The organism is Helicobacter muridarum, from assembly GCF_000765805.2.
Lineage (GTDB): Bacteria > Campylobacterota > Campylobacteria > Campylobacterales > Helicobacteraceae > Helicobacter_A > Helicobacter_A muridarum.
This window is the reverse complement of the sequence record NZ_JRPD02000007.1, coordinates 1-21951: the sequence shown is the minus strand read 5'-3', so window position 1 is coordinate 21951 and position 21951 is coordinate 1. Positions and strand designations below refer to the sequence as shown.

17 protein-coding genes are annotated in these 21951 nt (G+C 33.2%); 6 read left to right on the top strand and 11 right to left on the bottom strand.

Translation table 11 applies throughout. The features are described from left to right. Positions 1 to 270 precede the first annotated feature (270 nt). The 5 genes from LS73_RS04460 to LS73_RS04440 all read right to left on the bottom strand — a co-directional run bounded on the left by LS73_RS04460 (position 271) and on the right by LS73_RS04440 (position 6407). On the bottom strand, positions 271 to 1956 hold the full coding sequence (locus LS73_RS04460; protein ID WP_052089789.1) for a coiled-coil domain-containing protein: 1686 nt from the start codon (positions 1954 to 1956) through the stop codon (positions 271 to 273). Positions 1957 to 2253: 297 nt separating this feature from the next. Next, entirely contained in the window at positions 2254 to 3762 is a 1509-nt protein-coding gene (exaC, locus tag LS73_RS04455; protein ID WP_034558493.1) for an acetaldehyde dehydrogenase ExaC, read from the bottom strand. Between the two features lie 202 nt (positions 3763 to 3964). Beyond that, a complete protein-coding gene (locus LS73_RS04450) occupies positions 3965 to 4633 on the bottom strand; it encodes a hypothetical protein (protein ID WP_034558496.1) in 669 nt (222 codons plus the stop codon). 43 nt (positions 4634 to 4676) lie between these two features. Beyond that, positions 4677 to 5360 (bottom strand): hydrogenase nickel incorporation protein HypB, encoded by a 684-nt coding sequence (gene hypB, locus LS73_RS04445; protein ID WP_052089791.1) that lies wholly within the window; start codon positions 5358 to 5360, stop codon positions 4677 to 4679. A gap of 186 nt (positions 5361 to 5546) precedes the next feature. After that, complete coding sequence (locus tag LS73_RS04440) at positions 5547 to 6407, bottom strand: peptidylprolyl isomerase (RefSeq protein ID WP_034558499.1); 861 nt, start codon at positions 6405 to 6407, stop codon at positions 5547 to 5549. 152 nt (positions 6408 to 6559) lie between these two features. Between LS73_RS04440 and LS73_RS04435 the strand changes: the two genes are divergently transcribed. From LS73_RS04435 to LS73_RS04425, 3 genes are read left to right on the top strand one after another with little or no spacing between them, the layout of a single operon-like run. Continuing rightward, on the top strand, positions 6560 to 7432 hold the full coding sequence (locus tag LS73_RS04435; RefSeq protein ID WP_052089793.1) for a hypothetical protein: 873 nt from the start codon (positions 6560 to 6562) through the stop codon (positions 7430 to 7432). 19 nt (positions 7433 to 7451) lie between these two features. Next, positions 7452 to 8480, top strand: a complete 1029-nt coding sequence (locus tag LS73_RS04430) for an SAM-dependent methyltransferase (RefSeq protein ID WP_081955613.1) — start codon at positions 7452 to 7454, stop codon at positions 8478 to 8480. Further along, positions 8449 to 9339 carry a bifunctional riboflavin kinase/FAD synthetase gene (locus LS73_RS04425; protein ID WP_034558503.1) on the top strand — a complete coding sequence of 297 codons (891 nt, stop codon included), beginning with the start codon at positions 8449 to 8451 and terminating at the stop codon, positions 9337 to 9339. Before LS73_RS04430 ends, LS73_RS04425 begins: the two co-directional genes overlap by 32 nt. A 90-nt stretch (positions 9340 to 9429) precedes the next feature. Here the strand turns inward: LS73_RS04425 and LS73_RS04420 are convergent, their stop codons facing one another. Further along, a complete protein-coding gene (locus LS73_RS04420) occupies positions 9430 to 10782 on the bottom strand; it encodes a class II 3-deoxy-7-phosphoheptulonate synthase (RefSeq protein WP_034558505.1) in 1353 nt (450 codons plus the stop codon). A gap of 164 nt (positions 10783 to 10946) precedes the next feature. Between LS73_RS04420 and LS73_RS04415 the strand changes: the two genes are divergently transcribed. Further along, entirely contained in the window at positions 10947 to 12191 is a 1245-nt protein-coding gene (locus LS73_RS04415) for a glucose-6-phosphate isomerase (RefSeq protein ID WP_034558508.1), read from the top strand. Between the two features lie 246 nt (positions 12192 to 12437). Here the strand turns inward: LS73_RS04415 and LS73_RS10520 are convergent, their stop codons facing one another. The 3 genes from LS73_RS10520 to LS73_RS04405 form a co-directional block, all read right to left on the bottom strand. Continuing rightward, a complete protein-coding gene (locus LS73_RS10520; protein WP_280523648.1) occupies positions 12438 to 13013 on the bottom strand; it encodes a zinc-binding dehydrogenase in 576 nt (191 codons plus the stop codon). Between the two features lie 3 nt (positions 13014 to 13016). Further along, positions 13017 to 13535 carry an alcohol dehydrogenase catalytic domain-containing protein gene (locus tag LS73_RS10515; protein ID WP_280523647.1) on the bottom strand — a complete coding sequence of 173 codons (519 nt, stop codon included), beginning with the start codon at positions 13533 to 13535 and terminating at the stop codon, positions 13017 to 13019. A 248-nt stretch (positions 13536 to 13783) separates the two neighbouring features. Beyond that, entirely contained in the window at positions 13784 to 14695 is a 912-nt protein-coding gene (locus tag LS73_RS04405; protein WP_233708876.1) for a DUF2156 domain-containing protein, read from the bottom strand. 169 nt (positions 14696 to 14864) lie between these two features. Here LS73_RS04405 and hisD point away from each other — a divergent pair, with 169 nt between their 5' ends. Continuing rightward, positions 14865 to 16205 carry a histidinol dehydrogenase gene (gene hisD, locus LS73_RS04400; RefSeq protein ID WP_034558510.1) on the top strand — a complete coding sequence of 447 codons (1341 nt, stop codon included), beginning with the start codon at positions 14865 to 14867 and terminating at the stop codon, positions 16203 to 16205. Between the two features lie 1785 nt (positions 16206 to 17990). On the opposite strand, the gene miaB is transcribed toward hisD, so the two are convergent. Next, on the bottom strand, positions 17991 to 19304 hold the full coding sequence (miaB, locus tag LS73_RS04395; protein ID WP_034558739.1) for a tRNA (N6-isopentenyl adenosine(37)-C2)-methylthiotransferase MiaB: 1314 nt from the start codon (positions 19302 to 19304) through the stop codon (positions 17991 to 17993). A 71-nt stretch (positions 19305 to 19375) separates the two neighbouring features. Continuing rightward, positions 19376 to 19630, bottom strand: coding sequence for an HP0268 family nuclease (locus LS73_RS04390; RefSeq protein ID WP_034558737.1), 255 nt, complete (start codon positions 19628 to 19630; stop codon positions 19376 to 19378). 237 nt (positions 19631 to 19867) lie between these two features. Here LS73_RS04390 and typA point away from each other — a divergent pair, with 237 nt between their 5' ends. Next, positions 19868 to 21670 (top strand): translational GTPase TypA, encoded by a 1803-nt coding sequence (typA, locus tag LS73_RS04385; RefSeq protein WP_034558735.1) that lies wholly within the window; start codon positions 19868 to 19870, stop codon positions 21668 to 21670. Positions 21671 to 21951: the final 281 nt, after the last annotated feature.

Sequence of the window (21951 nt, the reverse complement as noted above, 5' to 3'; positions counted from 1 at the left end):
TAATATAGAGCGAATAAAAACTCAAGTTAAAAAGCGAAATCATCAAAACAATGTAAATTAATAGTAGAAAATATAAGTAATAAAACTATAAAATGAGAAATAAAGAAAAATTTTATAAATTCACAATCATTTGTGTTAGTAAAACAATGAATTTAAAGCAATCTATAGATTAAAATATATCAGTTCTATATAACCATAGGGCACAAATTAATTATATTTGATTAATGACATAAAATATCATTAATCAAAGCCTATATAATTACAAATAGTTTATGGTAGTAGGTTGTATTGGTTCAAAATATTACTAGGAATCTTCTTTTTTGATCCTTCTTCATATTGTTTAACCGCAGTATCAAAAATGCGAATCATATTTGGCAAATTTTTTTGAATCTTGCGTAGACCAAATACATGTAATTTAAGAGGATTAACCAAAACAGGATTTGGTTTAGATGAATTTTGCATTGACTTGTCGCAAGATTCTATAGCTTTATTTAAAATAGCAAAACTAGAGCGAAGCCAAGCTGCATATTCCTTTGCTTTTTTTAAGCGAGCATTAACATCGCTTTTAAAATTTGTTAACCTATCATTTACTTTAAGCCGCGCAGTTTCTACATCTTGCTCTTTTTGCCGTATCTCTTTCAACTTAGCTTCTAAAATCTCTTTAGTTTGAATTAGCTTAGCCTCTAGAATATTTTTAGCATCTTGAAGCTGTTCTTCTAAATTCATACGAATTTCTTTATATTGATCTTCTTTTGCTTTTACATCTGCAATCTGAGATTCATAACCCTCTTTTTGACCTGCAATCTTGGAATCCTTATACTTGTTTTCAAGCAATTCTCTTTGCTCCCTAAGTTCGGTTTCTTTAGATATAGCTATCTTTAATCTTTCGTCTAATCCATCTTTTACTGTTTTAAATGAAGAACGTTTTAATTGAACTTGAGCTAGTTGTGTCTCTTTTAATTCTATCTCTTCCAATTGAACCTGCTTTAAGGCTCTTTCAGCAGATTCCAACTTTTTTAAATCTTCATCTAAGCCTTGATTAGAATCTTTTTGCGAAATTGCTTGTATTTGATTATGAAAGTCGCCTATTCTTGACAATGACTCATGTATAGGATGATTTGGAGATGAAGAATAAGGCACATACACTAAGAATTCGCTATAAGTAAGATTTGAGAGATTTTTCTCATATTCCAAGAAGAAATTATCTTTTATTTTATTTTCACAATCCAAATCATGAAATACAAACGTAGGTAAATTCGCATTTGATAAAGAAATACAAATAGTTTCCTCTAAGTACTTAAGCCCATCAGACCAATCTAACAAGCAATAATAAAACATGCCAAAATCAATTGGACTAATAGTTTTTCTATTGTCAATTAGAAGATTAATTGCCAATAGATGCAAAAAATCCTTAAAACGTTTATCCGAAACATTAGCTGATAATATCTTAGCACTATCTATAGAATCTTCATCATCAATAGAACCTACTTGTAAAGATATGGTATACGCTACCATAGATTCCATAAATTTAATGGCTACATTTTTGTTCTCATCATTCCAAAATTGCGAGAAATCATAATCTATAAAGTATTTCTTAACTTTATGAATCTCTTGACTAAATCCCTTAAGTTTTTCTACCACATTAACTGACTCTGTAGAGAATAAATAGTCATAGAGTTGGCTGCTACTTGTATGACTCCCAAGATAACAATAAGCTGCATACTTGCTTATCTTGTATTTCTTTTTAATTACATTAGATGAACAAACCTTAATCCCTATCGGCGTATCTCCAAATAATGCATCAAAACGATTCTTTATCTCCACGACATCATCATGTCCATACAAAAACAAAGGCTTATTTGCTAATACACATAGCAAGCATAAACGCACCTCATCATCACGTCCATACAATCCTTGATTTAAAACTGCCTCTAGTTTTTGGATAAAATCTTTCACAACAGCTCCTTGTTAATTGACACCAATCGCAAGCAAAAATCTCATAACTATATTAAAAACGTGCTTATAATATACTTAAAAGAATCAAAATCAAAACTAACAAAAATTAAGCAAAAAAGTGAGACAAAAAGTGCAAAAGCGAAGCAGCTGCTGAAAATAACAGCAACTAATTATAATTACAAGCAAACATACAAAATGTATAAATTGAATACATAAATAGCAAACTAGCTAATATGCTAATCATAAATTAGAATAAAAAGCTAGAAATCTAAAAATATATTCAATATTCTATAATAATTAAAAGAATCCTAATTTATTTGGAGAATAACTAACTAGGATATTTTTTGTTTGTTGATAATGCTCAAGCATCATTTTGTGTGTCTCTCTACCTATACCACTTTGTTTATATCCACCAAAGGCAGCATGAGCTGGATACGCATGATAACAGTTTGTCCAAACTCTACCAGCCTTGATACCTCTACCAAAGCGATATGCTCTGTTAATATCTCTTGTCCATATACCGCTTCCTAAGCCGTAGATTGTATCATTGGCAATTTCCAATGCCTCATTCTCGTCTTTAAATGTTGTCAAAGCTAATACAGGACCAAAAATTTCCTCTTGGAAAATCCTCATCTTGTTATGACCTTTAAAAATAGTAGGTTTGATATAGCATCCGTTAGCTAAATCTCCACCTAGATTATTTCTCTCTCCACCAATTAAGCACTTAGCCCCCTCTTCTTTACCAACTTTTATGTAGTTAAGGATTGTATTCACTTGATTTTCATCAACTTGAGCTCCCATCATTGTGCTAGGATCTAATGGGTTGCCTATTTTTATTGCCTCAACTCTTTTTAACACTTTTTCCATGAATTTATCATATATTTTTTCATGCACCAATGCACGAGAAGGGCATGTGCAAACCTCACCTTGATTGAAAGCAAATAGCACCAAGCCCTCAATAGCTTTATCAAGGAATGAATCTTCATGATTATAAATGTCTTCAAAGAATATATTAGGCGACTTACCGCCAAGCTCTAAGGTACAAGGGATAATATTCTCTGTTGCAAACTGCATAATCTGCCTACCAACGCTTGTAGAACCCGTAAATGCAACCTTAGAAATCTTAGGGCTAGTAGCTAAATGCTTACCTATTTTGCCACCACTTCCATTTACGATATTCACAACACCATCTGGCAATAAATCGCCAATAATATCAAACATAACTAGAATACTAGCTGGAGTAGCAGATGCTGGCTTAAGAACAACACAGTTACCTGCTGCGAGTGCTGGAGCTAGCTTCCATGCTGCCATTAATATTGGGAAATTCCAAGGAATGATTTGTCCTACAACCCCAAGTGGCTCGTGAAAATGATATGCAACAGTATCATTATCTAAATCAGATATAGAACCTTCTTGAGCGCGAAGACAACCTGCGAAATAACGAAAATGGTCTGCTGCTAAGGGTATATCTGCTGCCGTTGTCTCGCGGATTGGCTTACCGTTGTCCCAAGTTTCAGCATAAGCTATTTTTTCAAGATTTTCTTCAATTCTATCAGCTATTTTTAAAAGAATTCTAGAACGATCAGCAACGCTTGTCTTACCCCAAGAGCACTTCGCCTTATGTGCAGCATCAAGGGCATTTTCTATATCTTTTTCACTTGATAATGGAACCTCACAAAGCACCTTACCATTAATTGGGCTTTTGTTTTGAGAATACTGTCCATCTAATGGGGCAACCCACTTTCCACCAATATAATTTTCATAACGAGGCCTAAAAACATTGCTACTATCTGTGTATTTACTCATTAACTTTCTCCTAAATCTAAGTTAGCATAAAACGACAATACCATTGTCTTAAGCTACAAGTGTAACAATTTTTATAGGCAATAAAGTTGCAAATATTCCGAATTGTCTATAAATTTAATTTATTTTTACTTTATGTAACAAATAAATAAGGTGGTTCTTATTATTTTATAAAATTAGTTAACATATGCTTAAAAACCATTATCTAACGTATAAAGGCATAGCCTGTGCTAGGATTCAAAAAAATATGAAATTTAGCTATTTGTATAACCTGCACATTGTTTGGCTTGTGTATCGGATTTCCACACAAAACACTAGAATCATCGCTGAAATAAAATCGAAAAGTATCCCTTTCATTGCAAGAAGTAGTTAGCAATCGCAATATATTTAAGCTATTGCTCTCACCTAGACGAAAATCAAAGAGAGCATTATTTTTACAAAACTGCGGGATATTGGTATTATTATAGCCACTTAGACATTGAGAATTAGCAAGGCTTAAAGCTACGATATCTCCGGCTAGCGGACGTCTATCGAAATCAGTGGTATTAGCAAATCTTGGAGTATCTCGATAAATAGATAGGCTATTTTTAGTATAAATACCCGTTGTATGAAATTGCAACTGCCAATAAAATAATGCGTATTCATTTAATAGTCTTTGTCTATCTACGCGTCTAAATGAATATTCGTCTTTGAAGTCAAGATGTCCAATATATGAGCTATCTATGATAGCCATAATTCTGGCACGCTTTAAGGCATAAAGTGTAGTGAGTGCAGATCTAGTATCATCTGTCTTAATAAGCTCAAATGGTATGTATACCGATAGAGATAAAATCGAGAATAAATATAGCACAAACACACATTCTAATATCCTCACATTTCACCACATAAATATGACAAATAATTCGAACTATTGATTATTATCGATATATATGACTTGATACATAATTATCATTAGCAAATTGTTGGAATCTTTGCTTTAGAGATTCAATACTAGATACATCTTTACTGCTAACCATCATAAGCTCTATATTACCACGCAATGAGCGCAAATCATTCCTAATCCTATCTACATCGAAGTTAAAGAATGAAGTCATATCTGCCTTTGTAATTAAAACCACATCAGCACAAAGAAACATAGAAGGGTATTTCAATACCTTATCATCTCCCTCTGGCACACTTAACAGCACTACATTAACATGTGCACCTAAGTCATAGCTAGCAGGGCATACAAGATTGCCTACATTCTCAATAAATATAAAATCACTTTGAGTAAACCTACTGTCACTAGTAAGCAATGGGAAAATATTTTGTATCATCTTTGCTTCAAGATGACAAGCCTCACCAGTTGTTATTTGCTTAGCCAAAACACCTTTATCTAAAAGTCTATCTGCATCTCTGTTTGTCTCCAAGTCTCCCTCAATCACACAAAATTTCATATCTGTTTGGCTTAGGGACTCTAATAATGTAGTTTTACCACTACCTGGGCTACTCATAAGATTAATTACATACTTACCATGCTCCTTATACAAATCCCGCAGCATATTTGCTACTTTGTCATTAGCACTAAGAACACGTTTTGAAATAGAAATATCCTTTATCATAATATGTTTCCTAACTTAAAATATTTAACTTAATTATGACTTGCCTTTAATGGCATTAATAGTCATTGCATTACATTGAGTTAAGCAATTTGAAAGATCAAAAACTTAATCATTATAAATATGCAACAAAGATTATATTCATCAAATACAATCACAATTAGGCAAAGATTAATAAAAAAGCCCAAATTACTTAGGGTATGTAATATTAGCTGACGCCCTCATTTTATTGACTTTCTCCATAACAATCTCTTGCATTTTTTGTTGCTTTAAGAATTGCAAAATTTGAGGTTTAACCTTACTAAATGGCTCTGTAACGGCTTGATCTATCTTTTCCAAATAGATAATATGATAGCCATATCTTGTTTTAACAGGAACTCTTGTATAAGAGTTAGATTGCATCTTTTTTGCTTCTTGAACGAATTCAGGTGCTACATTAGGATCATTAAGATTCATATTTTCAATTAAGCCGCCATTCTCTTTAGACCCCGGATCAATAGAATACTTCTTAGCAAGCTCAGAGATTTTGTCCTTTGTTTTGCTCTTAGGAACCTTGCCAATCTCTGCAATAATATTCTTTGCCTCATCTTCTTTTGATACTAGAATATGTCTCAATGTTGCATTAAGAGTAATAAAGCTTTGGAGATTGTTATTATAGAATCGTTGAGCCTCATCATCTGTAACATTTACAGTCTTATCAAGACTCTCTCCTTGCTTACTAATCCATAGTTGATAAAGCAGTTGAATATTTGCCATTTTATATTCTTCGCTCTTATCTAATCCTTCCTTTTTAGCAACATTGGCAACAATAACGGTATTAATAACTTCGTCTAGGAGTTGTTGTTTTTGCGCCTCTGGTAAGGCATCATAATTGAAGTTTGGGTTTTGCTGTTTGATAGGATTAAATACAGAATCTGGAATAGATATTCCATCAACTGTTACAATTATTTTAGCACATAGGCTAACACCCAACAAAGCGGGCAAGACACTCCCAATAATTGCACTTCTTGCCATACCTTGCAATGAAAGTTTTAAAAAACCATCAGACATCAATGACTCCTTATCGTTTTAGTATTATCTATATATTGAAAGAAATAGCTAATTTATCCCATAAAATCAAGGAAATTTTAAGCAGTTAAGCTATAATCATACCCTTTTATTGTAAATTTAAATCATTGAGTAGACATTCAACAAGGGTAATGATGATATATTTTAGAAGTAATGATCAAGGTTTTAAAAATCTATTCACAAATTTACAAACATCTCTAATAGTCTCATTTAATGAACTAAAGAGCGTATCAATGCTAGCCTTATGCATACTGCCTATGCTATTTCTTTCCTGCTTATCAATCTCTATGCTTATCATAAGTCTTTATAACTTTGATTGGTTTTTGAATAAATTTCCTGCTATGTTTGTAGATTATGCTATGCAAAGCGGATTCCTAAATACTTTCGTTTATGTAACATTGAATATATTAGCATTTATCGGCATGATAATATCTATAGTCTTTATTATAGGAATTGTTTCAATTATTATAAATTGCTTCCTATCTCCATTTGTGGTAAAGCTTATACAAAAGAATTATTACCCTAATGCCACGCTAAATCCACCTCTATTTATGGAAAATATCAAACTTTCTTCCCTTTTATTCATAAAAACTTTGATGAAGTTCCTAATTCTGTCTACTATTTGCTTGTTGCTTAATCTAATTGGTTTAGGTCTTATTGGCATGATATTAAGCATATTCTTCTTCTTTCGTTTTTATTGTGTTAATCTAAATTACGGCATAGCACTATGTATAATGTCTGATAACGAATACAAAATATTCTTAAAGCATAATTCATTAAGTTTAGGTTTGCTCAACATCATAATATTTGCACCAATGTATATGCCTATTTTAGGATTTTTTGTGTTACCTTGGCAAATTATAGCTATTAGTTACTTTATGCTTAGTTGGTATACTAGATTCTATTCTATTATGAACAAGCAAGCAGATGAAATAGAAGTGGAAGTAATAGATATTACAGATAACACAAAACAGACAGAAACCATAGAAATTAAACAAATAAACTAATAGAATATCATAAGTTTTAATGAGACTAGATAAACGCTTAGCAGAAATTTATCAATGCTCAAGACACAAAGCAAGTGATATGATTAATCAAGGCTTTGTGCTTATAAATGGCAAAAAAGCAACTAAATTATCCCAATCAATTAACCTAAATGATCATGTTACAATATTACAAGATGCCTTTATATCAGATTTGCTATACTGCTCAAGAGGAGCATTAAAACTACAAAGATTCCTAGATCATACAAGCCCATGCAATTACATAGTAAAAGACCATGCAAGGGATATGAAACCCAAATCGCTTCTATCTATCTCATTGCAAGAATCTTTGTCAAACCAAAAGGCAAAAGGCAAAATAAATAAAATCATATCTATAAAGCAAGATATACACAATCATATTAATAATAAAGTAGTGCTTGATGTTGGTGCTAGTAGCGGAGGCTTTACGCAAGTATTATTAACAAAAAAAGCACGTTTTGTAATAGCTCAAGATGTAGGCTCATTGCAACTAGATAACAATCTTAGGAATAATTCACGAGTATTATCATTGGAAAATATTGATATTCGTGAGTTCAATAGAAATAAAACATTATTTTTAGAATCTTTGCTTACTAAGTCTTATAATAAGTATCAGTGTTTAGATTCCAACAATTTAAATAAAATTAATATAAAACACATGAATAAAACCCAATCAGTACAATACAATCTAGCTAAAGCAAAATTAAGACACACCAACAATAACATATATACAACAAAGCCATTTAGCATACTTACTTGCGATGTAAGCTTCATTTCATTAAAGAAGATTATTGCTTCTCTTTATCATCTTAGCAAACGCATTATTTTACTATTTAAGCCTCAATTTGAAGTTGGTTTGCATGCCAAGAGAAACAAAAAAGGACTTGTTACCGACAAAGAGGCTATTATAGAATCTCTAACAACAATGCTATATATCTTAGAAGATTATGGTGCTAAACTACTATATGTAGAAAAATCACAGGTGAAGGGAAAAGCTGGAAATGAAGAGTTTTTTATATTTTGTCAATTCTAAATTACCCTATGATTCAATTGCTATAGGAAAGTTCGATGCTATGCACGATGCACACATCAAGCTGCTCGAATTAATTGGAGATAATGGCTTAGCTCTTAGTATAGCTCAAATAAAGCCTCCATTTATCACGCCACCACAAGAAAGAGAAAAATATACTAATATCCCTTGTTATCGTTTAAGATTTGATGTAATCAAATCATATAGTCCTCTTGAATTTTTAAAACTAATATTGTTTGTATTGCCAAATCTAAAACGAATAGTTGTTGGATATGATTTTTGCTTTGGTAAAAATCGCGCAAGTAGCGCATCTGACATTAAGCCTTTGCTTGTAAATATTGGAAAACCACAAATAGAGGTTATTATATTAGAATCTCAAAAATGCAATAATATGCCAATTCATACAAGCATTATCAAAGAGCTAATCAAGTATGGAGATATAGCAAGTGCTAATAGCATGCTTTGTAGGTTTTATAGTATTAAAGGGCTTGTTATTACAGGACAAGGCATTGGAGCAAAGCAACTATATCCAACAATCAACATTGCTACAACCCTATATTTATTGCCTAAATATGGTGTATATGCTGGGCTTTGTCATATACATGGAAGAACATATAAATCAGCAATATTTATTGGAAATAGGCTAAGCACAGATAGGAAATTTTGCATTGAATGTCATATCATTGAGGATATATCAATAAAAGTATTAAAGGGGGAGCAAATTAGTATAAGCCTTATTGACAGAATACGAAACAATCAAAAATTTGAAAAACTAGAAGATTTAAAGGTACAAATATCTAAAGATATAGCCCAAATTCAAGTTTTGTTAGAAGATGCAGAAAATCAAAAATATAGAGATTAAACTATAAGAATATTTAGCAAATATGCAATTTTAAACTTGAAATATACCAAATATAACACTATAAGACAATATCCAAACCATAAAAGCAAATTATGATTGCTCTAATATCTCTGCTAGCATAAAGCTTAGCTCTAAGGCTTGAGTAGCATTTAAACGCGGGTCGCATTGTGTATGATAACTCTTATGTAAAATAGATTCACTAATATCTTGCACACCACCTAAACATTCTGTAACATCAGCTCCAGTCATTTCAAGATGAATTCCGCTTGCAATGCTGCCCTGCGCCTTATGTATGGCAAAGAAACTTTTAATTTCATTTACAATATCTGTAAATGATCTAGTCTTATATCCGCTACTTGCAACCTTCGTATTGCCATGCATAGGATCGCAACTCCAAACAATATTACGCCCATCATTGCAAATATCTCGAAGCAATGATGGGAATTTATCTTCTATTTTATCTGAACCCATGCGCACAATGAGGGTAAGTCTACCTTTTTCATTTGATGGGTTGAGAATATCGCAGATTCTAAGAATGTCATCCTTTGAGGCATTTGGTCCAATCTTTACGCCTATTGGATTCTTAACACCGCGCAAAAACTCAATATGAGCATGATCAATATCTCGCGTGCGCTCACCAATCCAAAGAAAATGTGCCGAACAATCATACCAATCGCCACTTATAGAATCCTGCCTTGTTAATGCTTCTTCATAATTCAGCACCAAAGCCTCATGAGATGTATAAAAGGAAACTTCTTTAAGCTGCCTAGTATTATCAACATCAATGCCACAAGCTTTCATAAATCTTAGTGATTTTTCAATTTGACTAGCTAATTCCTCATAGCGCTTACCAAAATTGTTATTAGCAACAAATCCTAGATTCCAATTATGAACTCTCTCTAAATTGGCAAATCCTCCTTGAGAAAAAGCACGCAATAAATTAAGAGTGCTAGCACTTTGATGATAGCCTTTAAGTAATCTTAAGGGATCTGGATTCCTCTTATCTAGCTCTTGAGAATTAATTAAATCTCCGCGATAGCTAGGATAGCTAATGCCATTGATTATTTCTGTATCGCTGCTGCGTGGCTTAGCAAACTGCCCTGCCAATCTTCCCACCTTAATAATTGGACGACTGGATGCAAAAGTTAAAATCACGCTCATTTGTAAGATAATCTTAAACATATCTCTAATTGCATCTGCACTAAATTGTGAAAAACTCTCTGCGCAGTCACCACCTTGTAGCAAGAAGCTTTGCCCGCAGCTAGCTTTTGCTAGCTTATCTTTTAAGCTATCTGCTTCTTTTGAAAAGACTAATGGCGGAAAGCTACTTAGCTCCCTCTCAACAGATTCTATATCACTTTTATTAACATAAACAGGATGTTGCTTAATAGGAAAATCTCGCCAGCTTTCTTTACGCCAAGCAGATGTGATTACTTTGCCCATGCTTTTGCCTTAAGACTGAATTTTAAGAAATAGATTCTATAATAATTTGCATTAAGTAAATATTAATCTTGCATTCAAGTTCACTTACTAAGCAATAAATCCCAAATCTTAGAATCTTTAGTAATCTTTAGTAAAATTATAGCTTTGCATAAAAGGAGCATGCTATGATTAAGTTTGATATACATTTCCCAACCCAATCTAGCCTAAAACAAAAAGATGATGTCTTTTATATGATAAAAGAGGAAAAGCAGACTAAAAAAAGCGGATACTATAATCTACCATATCAGAATAAGGCTTTGCAAGATTCAATTGATTATATACAGACAAACAAGGACATATTAAAGGACATAAGTCATATTGTAATCATTGGCATAGGAGGTAGCTCACTTGGATTAAAAGCTATTGATACCATGCTCTATCATCTACCACATAGAAATCATATATCGCTTAAATTCCTAGAACATACAGACCCGCTAAAGATACAAAAATCCCTCAAAAAAATCCGTATTCATAAAAGCCTATTTATAGTCATTTCCAAATCTGGTATGACAATAGAAACAACATCTCTTATGAAATACTGTGTATGGAGATATAATTTATTAGAATCATCGCTCAAAAATAGGCTCTTGATCATAACAGATAATGACTCTCCATTATCTAACTGGGCTAGGCAAAATCAAATCTATACTATAAACATTGATAATAATATCGGCGGAAGATTTAGTGTGCTAAGTGCTACTGGCATTGTGCCATTAAAGTTACTTGGTTATAAAGTAGAAGAAATCCTAGAGGGAGCTAGAATCTTACAAGATTCCTTTTTTAATCGAAGTGAAGAGCATATATTAGAAAAAGCGATATTTATGGCAAAAAACCACAATTTGCTACCAATGAATATTTTATTCTCTTATTCAAGTTCTTTTTGCAATTTTAATCTATGGTATATGCAGCTATGGGGGGAAAGCCTAGGCAAGCTTAATAAGAATGACAAGAATATAGGACTAACACCAATTAGCCTAATTGGTAGCATAGATCAACATTCATTCTTGCAACTAATCTTAGAGGGTAAAAAAGACAAAACAATTACATTCTTAAGCATTAATCAAGAGCACTATAATGAGCTAGCTATACCAAACATAAACATACGGGGACTAGAAACTACTAATTTTGTAAATGGGATCTCATTTGCCAGGCTACTCGCTGCGCAAAAGCTTGCCACTATGAAGGTTTTGCAAAACGATGGAGTGCCTTTGGATTCTATACAAATTGACTTATTGCATGAAAAAAATATAGGTGCTTTAGTGATGTATTATGAGCTATTAACATCTGCTGTGGGCTGTATATTTGAGATAGATACATATAACCAACCAGCAGTTGAGCGAGGTAAAAGAATATTATATAACTATGTATAATAATTATAAAAGGCAAGATAAGGTTTAGGATAATTGTTCTTTTATCATATTGAGTAGTGGAGAAATATCTCTATATTTAAGATTCTTAATCTAAAAGTTAGAATAACAATGCTGCTTAACCCTATTTAAGTAAAACTAAAAATAACAAAATAAGCTTATCTTGTTAAGAATAAACGTAATAAATGCAAAGCATATATTAATTCTTAATTCTGACTAACTACTGATTTGGTATAATAAAAAGTTTAACTACCAATTAATTTTTACAGCTGGCTTAATAAAACGTTCTGGTTTATTTTTCATCATATCTAGAGACTGTTGTATTTGCTCAAATTTTCCCTCTAATCGATGGGTAATGATTGGTTTAACATCTAACTTTTCAGTTTGGAGTAATCTAGCTAGCTTTTCCATTCTATATCTTCCACCAGGGGTTAATCCAGCTTTTATGGTTTTATGTCCCATGCCAACATTCCACGCTACACGCGGAATAGTGATATACTCTCCACTGCCTAGATAATTAACGTTAGAAGCAATACCACCATTAACTAAACATTCGCAAGCATCCCCGATTGTGCCAAGCCCACCTCCTGCAATGAGAACCTTATCCACACCTCTACCTTTTGTTAAATCCATAATCTGCTCTTGGAATGGAGCTTTTGTAAAGTTTATGTAGTGAGTAGCACCATAATGCTTATTTGCAACTTCATATCTAAAATCCACACAATCTACGGCATAAATCTCACTTGCTCCCATTAAATTTGCTCCAGCTGTAGCCATTTGCCCAACAGGTCCAAGCCCAACCACTGCTACAGTCTCGCCTGGCAAAATTTATGCATTTTCAGCACAATGAAAACCTGTAGTAATCATATCGCACAACATCACAGCATCCACAGGATCTACACCCTCGGGTAAATGTGCAAGATTCCCATCAGCATCATTAACATGGAATCTATCAGCAAAAACTCCGTCTTTAAAATTAGAAAATTTCCAGCCCGATAAAGCTCCACCGCTATGTTGCGCAAAACCTCTTTGAGAGTTTTCTGCATTCCAATCAGGTGTAATAGCAGGAGCAATAACCTTATCTCCAACCTTGAAGTCCTTAACAAGCTCTCCTACTTCAAGAATTTCCCCCACTGCCTCATGACCTAAGAACATATTAGTCCTCTCACCTATGCCTCCCTCATAGCATGTATGCAAATCAGATGTGCAAGGTGCTACTGCAATAGGGCGAACTATAGCATCTAAGGGACCCATAGCTAACTTTTTACCTGTTGTTACTTCCTCTAAATATTCTTTTTCGATGATTCCAACAGAACCAATCTTTAGCATTGCAAAACCTTTAATCATAATTGTTCCTTACATTTTATTACTACGCGCTAATCTCTAACGCTAACAAAGCATAACAAAATTATGCGTAACAAATTCATAATGCGAGCAATATTCATCTTTAATTCATTAAGCAGTATTACAAAAGCCATAAAGTGAATATATGGAATCTAAACCATATTGTATAGAATTGTTACATAAAACATATAATATTAATAATATTAGGAATAAAAATAGTTAGCTATGCAGCAAGCAAGCTAGAAGAAAATCTAAGAATATACAATCAATTCATATTTATCTAAGATAATATGAGGGTTATAAGACATCTTTGCCTTGCGCAATCCATCAATGCCCAAGTCTTCTTCACGATTGACGTATTTAATATCAGCAAAACAATGACTTAAAAGCTGATGATTAATAGCCTGATAAGCACCACGATATGCTATATCTGCTTTTTCTATATGTATCACACAAAGCTCGCTAGAGATAACCTCGCCAAAGCTAAAAGCAATAATCCTAGAATCAAATCGTAATAATCCACCCCTAAAACCAAGAGCGCAATAATTTTGCAACACACTAACAATGCCCTTAGATTCAGCAATCAAACCAGAATCTATATGATCTTGAGACCAAAGATGCCATGTATCTTGTAATTCTTGTAAATTATTGGAATCTATCTTTTCAAAAGAAAAACCTCTATATTCCTCAAAAAAGCGATTTAGATGATTTTTTTTTCTGTGATATTTTCTGCCTGATAGCTCGATTAGATTTTTTGTTAGATAAATATAATCGCTTCTGTCTCTATTTAACAAAGGCTTTATATCGCCAAATATTTCTCGAAGTATTGAAATACTTTTTTCTTCTAACGAATGAAATTCTAAGGGTATGTCCAAATCATCACAGTATTGGCTTAATATTTCTATACAAGAGTGCTTATTGCCAGCTCCTATTGGAAAAAAGAAGAAAGGATTCTTGTCTATGTATGTAGTCCTAATTACTAAACATTCATGAATGATAGCAAATTCAATCTTCCTAGCTAGTCTCCAAATAAATAGATTTCCAAAACTAATATCTGAAATCATAAAGGAATCTTGCTTCAAGTAAGAGAGTATTAACTCTCTATCATCAAGCGTAATATCCTTAAAATCTATCCTTGTGTGTTGCATTTCATCTGCAATCATAAAAATTATCTCCTAAATATGCTTCTTACTCTATTTTGCCGAATTTTATCGTATTTGAGTAAAATTACACAAGCCGCAAGGGAACTATGCAAGTTTAGTTAACTAGACATAATGCAAAAAAATAAACTAAATCCACCCTTAAGTTGAATTTATGATTAAGGAATATCTAATGATTAAAATATTTGATACAAATAATCCATCTTTCAAACAAGACTTTAGAACAATTCTAGCAAGAGCCAAAAGCGACATGTATAGCCTAATCCCAGAAGTGCTTTCAACGCTTCAAGATATACAAAAAAGAGGACAAGAAGCAATCCTAGAGCTAGTAAAAAAATATGACAAATGGGATCCAGAAAGCTTAAAAGATTTACTAGTAGATAGAAATCTAGCAGAAGACGCATATAAAAGGCTTGATTCAAAATTAAAAATAAGCCTGCAAGTAGCTTTTGATAGGATTTATGAGTTTCATAGTCTAAGCAAAACTAAAGGCTTTATTCATCATGATAGATTTGGGAATTTATTGGGAATGCAAGTTTTGCCTGTTGGGCGCGCGGGCATATATGTTCCGGGTGGAAAGGCATTTTATCCTAGCTCCTTGCTTATGAATGCAATCCCAGCAAAGGTAGCAGGCGTGAAAGAAATCATCATGACTACACCCACGCCAAACAATCAAATAAGCCAAATACTTTTAGCAAGCATACATCTTTGCGACATACAAGAGTGTTATAAAGTCGGCGGTGTTGGTGCTATTGGCATGCTAGCATACGGCATAAACGATGATAATACACATAATAATATGCTAGGAGATTCTAACTCTGATGTGTTTCAAAAGGTAGATTGCATTAGTGGGCCGGGAAATATATTTGTAGCAGCGGCAAAGAAGCTAGTATTTGGTGATGTAAATATCGATATGATAGCTGGACCAAGTGAAATTGGCATTATTGCTGATTCTAGTGGGAATCCAAATTACATAGCAATTGATATGCTATCCCAAGCTGAACATGATGAAATGGCAAGCGCGCTATTAATAACTGATGATTCAAATCTAGCTAAAGAAGTAGCAAAACTCATTGATAATAAACTTAAGTCTCTGCCAAGAAAAGACATTGCTAGTGCTAGCATCGATAATAGAGGGGCGATTATTATGGTTAATAATTTAGAGCAAGCAGCATATTTGATGAATCAAATTGCTCCTGAACATTTAGAGATAATAACGCAAAATCCATATAGCTTGTTGCCTTTAATCAAAGCTGCAGGCGCAATATTCCTAGGGCATTATACACCAGAGGCTATTGGAGACTATCTAGCAGGTCCAAATCATACATTGCCAACAGGAGGTAGTGCTAGATTCTTTTCTCCACTAGGAGTTCAACATTTTTGCACTAATAGCTCCATTATATCATTCTCTAAGAATGGCTTAGAGAATCTGGCACAAGATTGTGCAAACCTAGCCAATCAAGAGGGCTTAGAAGCACATAGATTGTCTGTCCTCTCAAGACTAAAGACTTAATGCTTGATAGCTTGCTTAAGACTAGTATCTAAAAGATTTATTAATTCTATAAATTTTAACCCTCTAATATTATTACTAAACAACCTTAAGCCAAACAATCTATCAACAAAATATATGAGTGTGATAGAAATTATCATATTTTTTATAAAATGGTAGAAAATGAAAATAGCAGAAGATTTAATGAGATAAAAGATTCAACGAAATATATGGTAAAAGTAGTAATGATGCATACCGTTTTGATATAAAGCTAGATATTAAAGGCAATGACGTAGTGGCATTAGAGATCAATCTATGTGTTTCAAATGGTTTTTAATCTTTATTTTAGCCTATTAAACGGTAAGACTCTAAAAAGCAATGATATAGAAATGCTTTCGCTTATTAAAAAACTTTAGGGCAGATAATTATATATTCTATATACAAGCATAGGAATAATTTTTATACAGGGTATTACAAATTATAACTACATCACTACATTCAAGCTATTATCTCAAAAAGAAAAAATGAGAGATTAAATATTGCGTTTTGCCAATATTTAATCTTGGCAAAAATGGTTAGAGAGAAAATCTTATGAAGCAGTGTAAAGAGCTATTGTTGCTTATAAATTCTGATAGCACTGCTAAAGAAGTTGAGAAGATTAAAGAAAGAGAATAATTATGATAAGCTAGAAATTATAAAACTAAGCGATATAAACATTAGCTTTAAATAAATAGCGAATCTCTTTAGTCAAAAAATATTGAGCATTACGGACTAAGCACAAAAAGCAGTGTAATATCTGCGAGCTTTAAAGCATATCTTATTAACAAAAAATCATGAAAATAAGAAATTATTAGAGCCAAATACAAAGAAAAACTTTTATATGCTTTAGAATATTTCACAAGAAGGTATATAGTGCTTTATGCTAATAGTTAGAATCTAATTATTTAGGCAGTTAATCCCTTGTTATATCCGCTTTTTGGTGATTATCAATCTCTTAAGTTCTTTGTTTCAAAGATAGCTTATATAACTTTCCTTGTCATGTTGAGCTAACTAAAGTTAATTCAACATCTCTTTTATTATTCCTTATTATTTGGATTCTATATTTTAGAGACTCTTAAATCCTACAAGCTATAATTGCCTTCTTCAGAATTCTAAACACAAATTAACCTAAAGCAGAACAAATGAAAAATGTTTTAAACGTTGCAATATGTTCATTAATAAGCTTATGGACTTTGTTTCTTTGTAGCTTATGGAAATAAAGCTGCTTTTATAAACTGTAATAATAAAGATGATTGCTTTGAAAAAGGAAAGAATTTATATCACAATAGTGATTTGTGAGAGTGCAGTGCGATTTTTAGCAAAGCCTGCGATATGGGTTATCTAATGGTGAATACCCAAAATATCTTCCACTTTGTCATTTCTATGAGATTATTCGCAGAAAGTCTCAGAATGACAAATTTATTATAGATGTTCGATTCGCTAAACATAACAAGAAGCCACCGCAAGCCACACATCAAAAAAATTGCAGTATTTTTTTGAAAATAACCACAATTAAGGCTTGATAGGATTTAAAGAAAGTATGAAAGAATTTAGTAATTAGTAGGCTAAAGTAGGCTTGTCTAAAAGGATATATTTACACAAGCTTAAAGGCTTGTTTATGATATTTTGGGAGAGGCAAACAAGAAAAAAGTATTATTTTTAATCTTTAAGCAATAAAGACAGGTTAATGTGTTGGGCGTTACCCCCCCCCCCCCACTCATTAATCATAAATTCCTACCTTAACAAGCCAAAATGACATGTATAGAAAAGTTATTTAATTCTAGTCTTAGCATATAACGTGCTACCCCTAACATCTGTAATCATCACTTCTGCAATATTACCCATATCAATAAATTCATCTTGGATTCTAACAAGACGGTTAGTATCGCTCCTGCCCTCACTAAATGTCTCTTTAATAGAACTTTTATTAGAATCAATAAGCACATAATGAGTTTTGCCTAACTCTCTTTGACTATTTTCTTGTAGGATTTCTCTGTGCCTATTTTGCAATCTAGCTAGTCTATCCTTTGATACATTACTTGGCACACTGCCATTATCTCCCCATGAATATGAAAGGGTATTTGGTCTTGGCGAGTAGATAAAGCTATACAATGTATCAAAGCGCACAGATTCCAAAACTTTCATAGTCTCTTCAAAATCATCATCACTTTCATTTGGAAATCCAACAATAATATCAGTGCTAATGCCCACATTTGGCACTTTGTTTTTGAGGTAGGATATACGATTTAGATACCATTCTTGCGTATAGCCTCGCTTCATTTGCTTTAGAATCCTATCAGAACCGCTTTGCAATGGAATATGAATACTTTTGCAAATCTTTGGATTGCTTGCAAATTCATCTAAGAACTCATCATTCATATGTAATGGGTGTGGGCTTGTAAAACGAATTCTTTCTAATCCATCAATCTTGCTTAACTCCTGCAATAGCATTGTGAAATTTATATTCGCATGTGGCACACTAAACCTTATGCCATAATTATTTACATTCTGCCCTAGTAATAGAATCTCCTTAGTTCCATTTGCTACAAGCCTCCTAGCCTCTTTATTAATTAAGTCAAATGGTATAGAAATCTCTTTACCTCTTGTAAATGGCACAATGCAATATGCGCATTTTTTATCACAACCAATAGAAATATTAAGCAATGCCCTATAGCTGCTTGGCTTAGAGTTTGAAAATACATACATGCTATCATCATGACTTATATCTACCTCAACTGCCTTTGGAGTATGTATAATACTTGTAATTTTAGAGATATTCCTAGCCCCTAACACAAAATCTACATGCGGAGAACGTTTAATAATCTCATGACCCAATGCACTAGCAGTGCAACCACATACGCCAATCTTTGCGCCTTGTTTTTTACGCTTAGCAAACTGCCCTACTTCGCTAAATAGCTTTTGTTCAGGCTTTTCTCTCACAGAACAAGTATTAATAAGTATCAAATCTGCTTGCGAAATATCACTAGTTAGGGTATAACCCTCCTTCTCTTGTAACTCTGAAATAATATGTTCACTGTCGCGCACATTCATAGCGCAACCAAGCGTTTCTATATAAAGCTTCATAGCTGTCCTATCTAGCTTTTTATTATTTAAATTCTAAAGAATTGCTAAAAGCGTCATGCAGCATTCTTAAACTATAAAACATGTATCTCATATATATAGTCTTTTTCATCCATGCTAATTCTTACTTCACGAATGATAGTTGCATGATCCTTACCCTTAAAAAAAGTCTCTATCTTCTTTATATTTTTCTCTGGATTCTCTCTATCTAAATAAAATATAGCACCCCTCTTACCATTCTCATTAACAATAGATAGCATATCTTCCAATGTTAGAATACTTTGGGAGGCATCTGACTTTAAGGAATTCTTTGCAACTTTAATCTCCATACATAGCCCTTTATAGTAATTTTAAAGCATAGCACAAATTATAGCATAAATGCCTGTATGATAAAACAATCTAAAGGCATATTAAGATATGGATTTTAGTAACGGTAAAATAAAGTAAGACTATCAATTATAACATAATATTATTATATGTTTGCCATTTGTTTATTATCAAAAAATTAATCAACTTTTAGATAAAATTAAAGCTTTTATTAATATATATAATATGTAGGAAATTCTATGCAAAATATACGAAATATCGCTGTTATAGCTCATGTAGATCACGGAAAAACTACCCTTGTTGATGGGCTCTTACGTCAATCTGGCACATTTAGTGAGAGAGAGCAAATAAATGATCGCGTTATGGATTCTAATGATCTAGAAAGGGAGCGGGGCATTACGATACTCTCTAAAAATACAGCCATTACTTATAAAGACACAAAAATCAATATCATTGACACACCCGGACACGCCGATTTTGGCGGTGAAGTAGAGCGAGTATTAAAAATGGTAGATGGTGTACTTTTGCTTGTAGATGCCCAAGAGGGCGTTATGCCACAAACTAAATTTGTAGTAAAAAAGGCTCTAAGCTTTGGAATCCGACCTATTGTAGTAGTGAATAAAATAGACAAACCAGCTGCTGAGCCTGATAGAGTGGTTGATGAAGTATTTGATTTGTTTGTAGCAATGGGAGCAAGTGATGAACAACTTGATTTTCCTGTAATTTATGCAGCAGCGCGCGATGGCTATGCAATCAAAGATTTAAATGATGAAAAAAAGAATCTTGAGCCGCTTTTTGAGGCGATCCTAGAATATGTCCCTGCTCCTAGCGGAAATAGTGAAGATCCTTTGCAAATGCAGATTTTCACACTTGATTATGATAACTATGTAGGCAAAATTGGTATTGCAAGAGTATTTAATGGCACAGTAAAAAAGGGTGTTAATGTAATGCTTGCTAAAAGCGATGGTGAAAAGGAAGTAGGACGCATTAGCAAACTTATAGGCTTTTTGGGCTTGGCACGCACAGAGATAGATAGTGCACAGGCAGGGGATATTGTAGCCATTGCTGGATTTAACGCCATTGATGTGGGAGATTCTGTTGTTGATCCAAACAATCCTATGCCACTTGATCCCATGCACTTAGAAGAGCCCACTATGAATGTTTATTTCGCCGTAAATGATAGTCCTTTGGCTGGCTTAGAGGGTAAACATGTAACTGCAAATAAGATTAAAGATAGACTACTAAAGGAAATGCAAACAAATATTGCTATGCGCTGTGAGGAAATGGGCGAGGGTAAATTTAAAGTAAGCGGGAGAGGAGAACTACAAATCACAATCTTAGCCGAAAATCTAAGGCGCGAGGGCTTTGAGTTTAGTATATCTCGCCCTGAAGTCATTATTAAAGAAATTGATGGGGCAAAATGTGAGCCTTTTGAGCATTTAGTCATTGACACGCCCCAAGACTTTAGCGGCACAATTATAGAACGCTTAGGACGTAGAAAAGCGGAAATGAAAGCAATGAACCCAATGAATGATGGATTTACTCGTTTGGAATTTGAGATTCCAGCTCGTGGACTTATTGGTTATCGTAGTGAATTTTTGACAGATACAAAAGGCGAAGGCGTTATGAATCATAGCTTTTTGGAATTTCGCGCATTTAGCGGCAATGTAGAATCGCGTAAAAACGGAGCATTAATCTCTATGGAGAACGGCGAGGCGACAGGATTCTCACTGTTTAATATTCAAGAGCGAGGTGCTCTATTTATCTCTCCGCAAACAAAAGTATATGTGGGAATGGTGATTGGTGAGCATAGTAGGGATAATGATTTAGACGTAAATCCTATCAAGGCAAAACATCTAACTAATATGCGCAGTAGCGGGGCTGATGAAGCCATTAAACTTGTGCCACCACGCGATCTGACACTTGAGCGCGCATTAGAGTGGATAGAAGATGATGAGATTCTAGAGGTAACACCGCAAAATGTAAGAATCCGCAAAAAGATATTAGAGCCAAATATGCGCAAAAGGGCTAAAGCTAAGTAAGGCAAACTATTCTAATGTCTCTCTAGTTTTAGCAATGATAGAGGAGATTCTAATAAGTTAAGAATCTAAAATTCACATAATACATATTCAAGAATATTTATTCTATGAGTTCTTTAACAAAATAATAGTAGAAATTATTTATAAATCAACTATTTTTTGTATTTTAATTTTATATATTATTCAAGTATTTGTATAAGTTGGGGAGTGAATAGAGGGGCATGGGAATTGTGCCCCTCTATGTGCCTGAAAAATCCTTGAAAATCCATTTGTGTATTTTTATA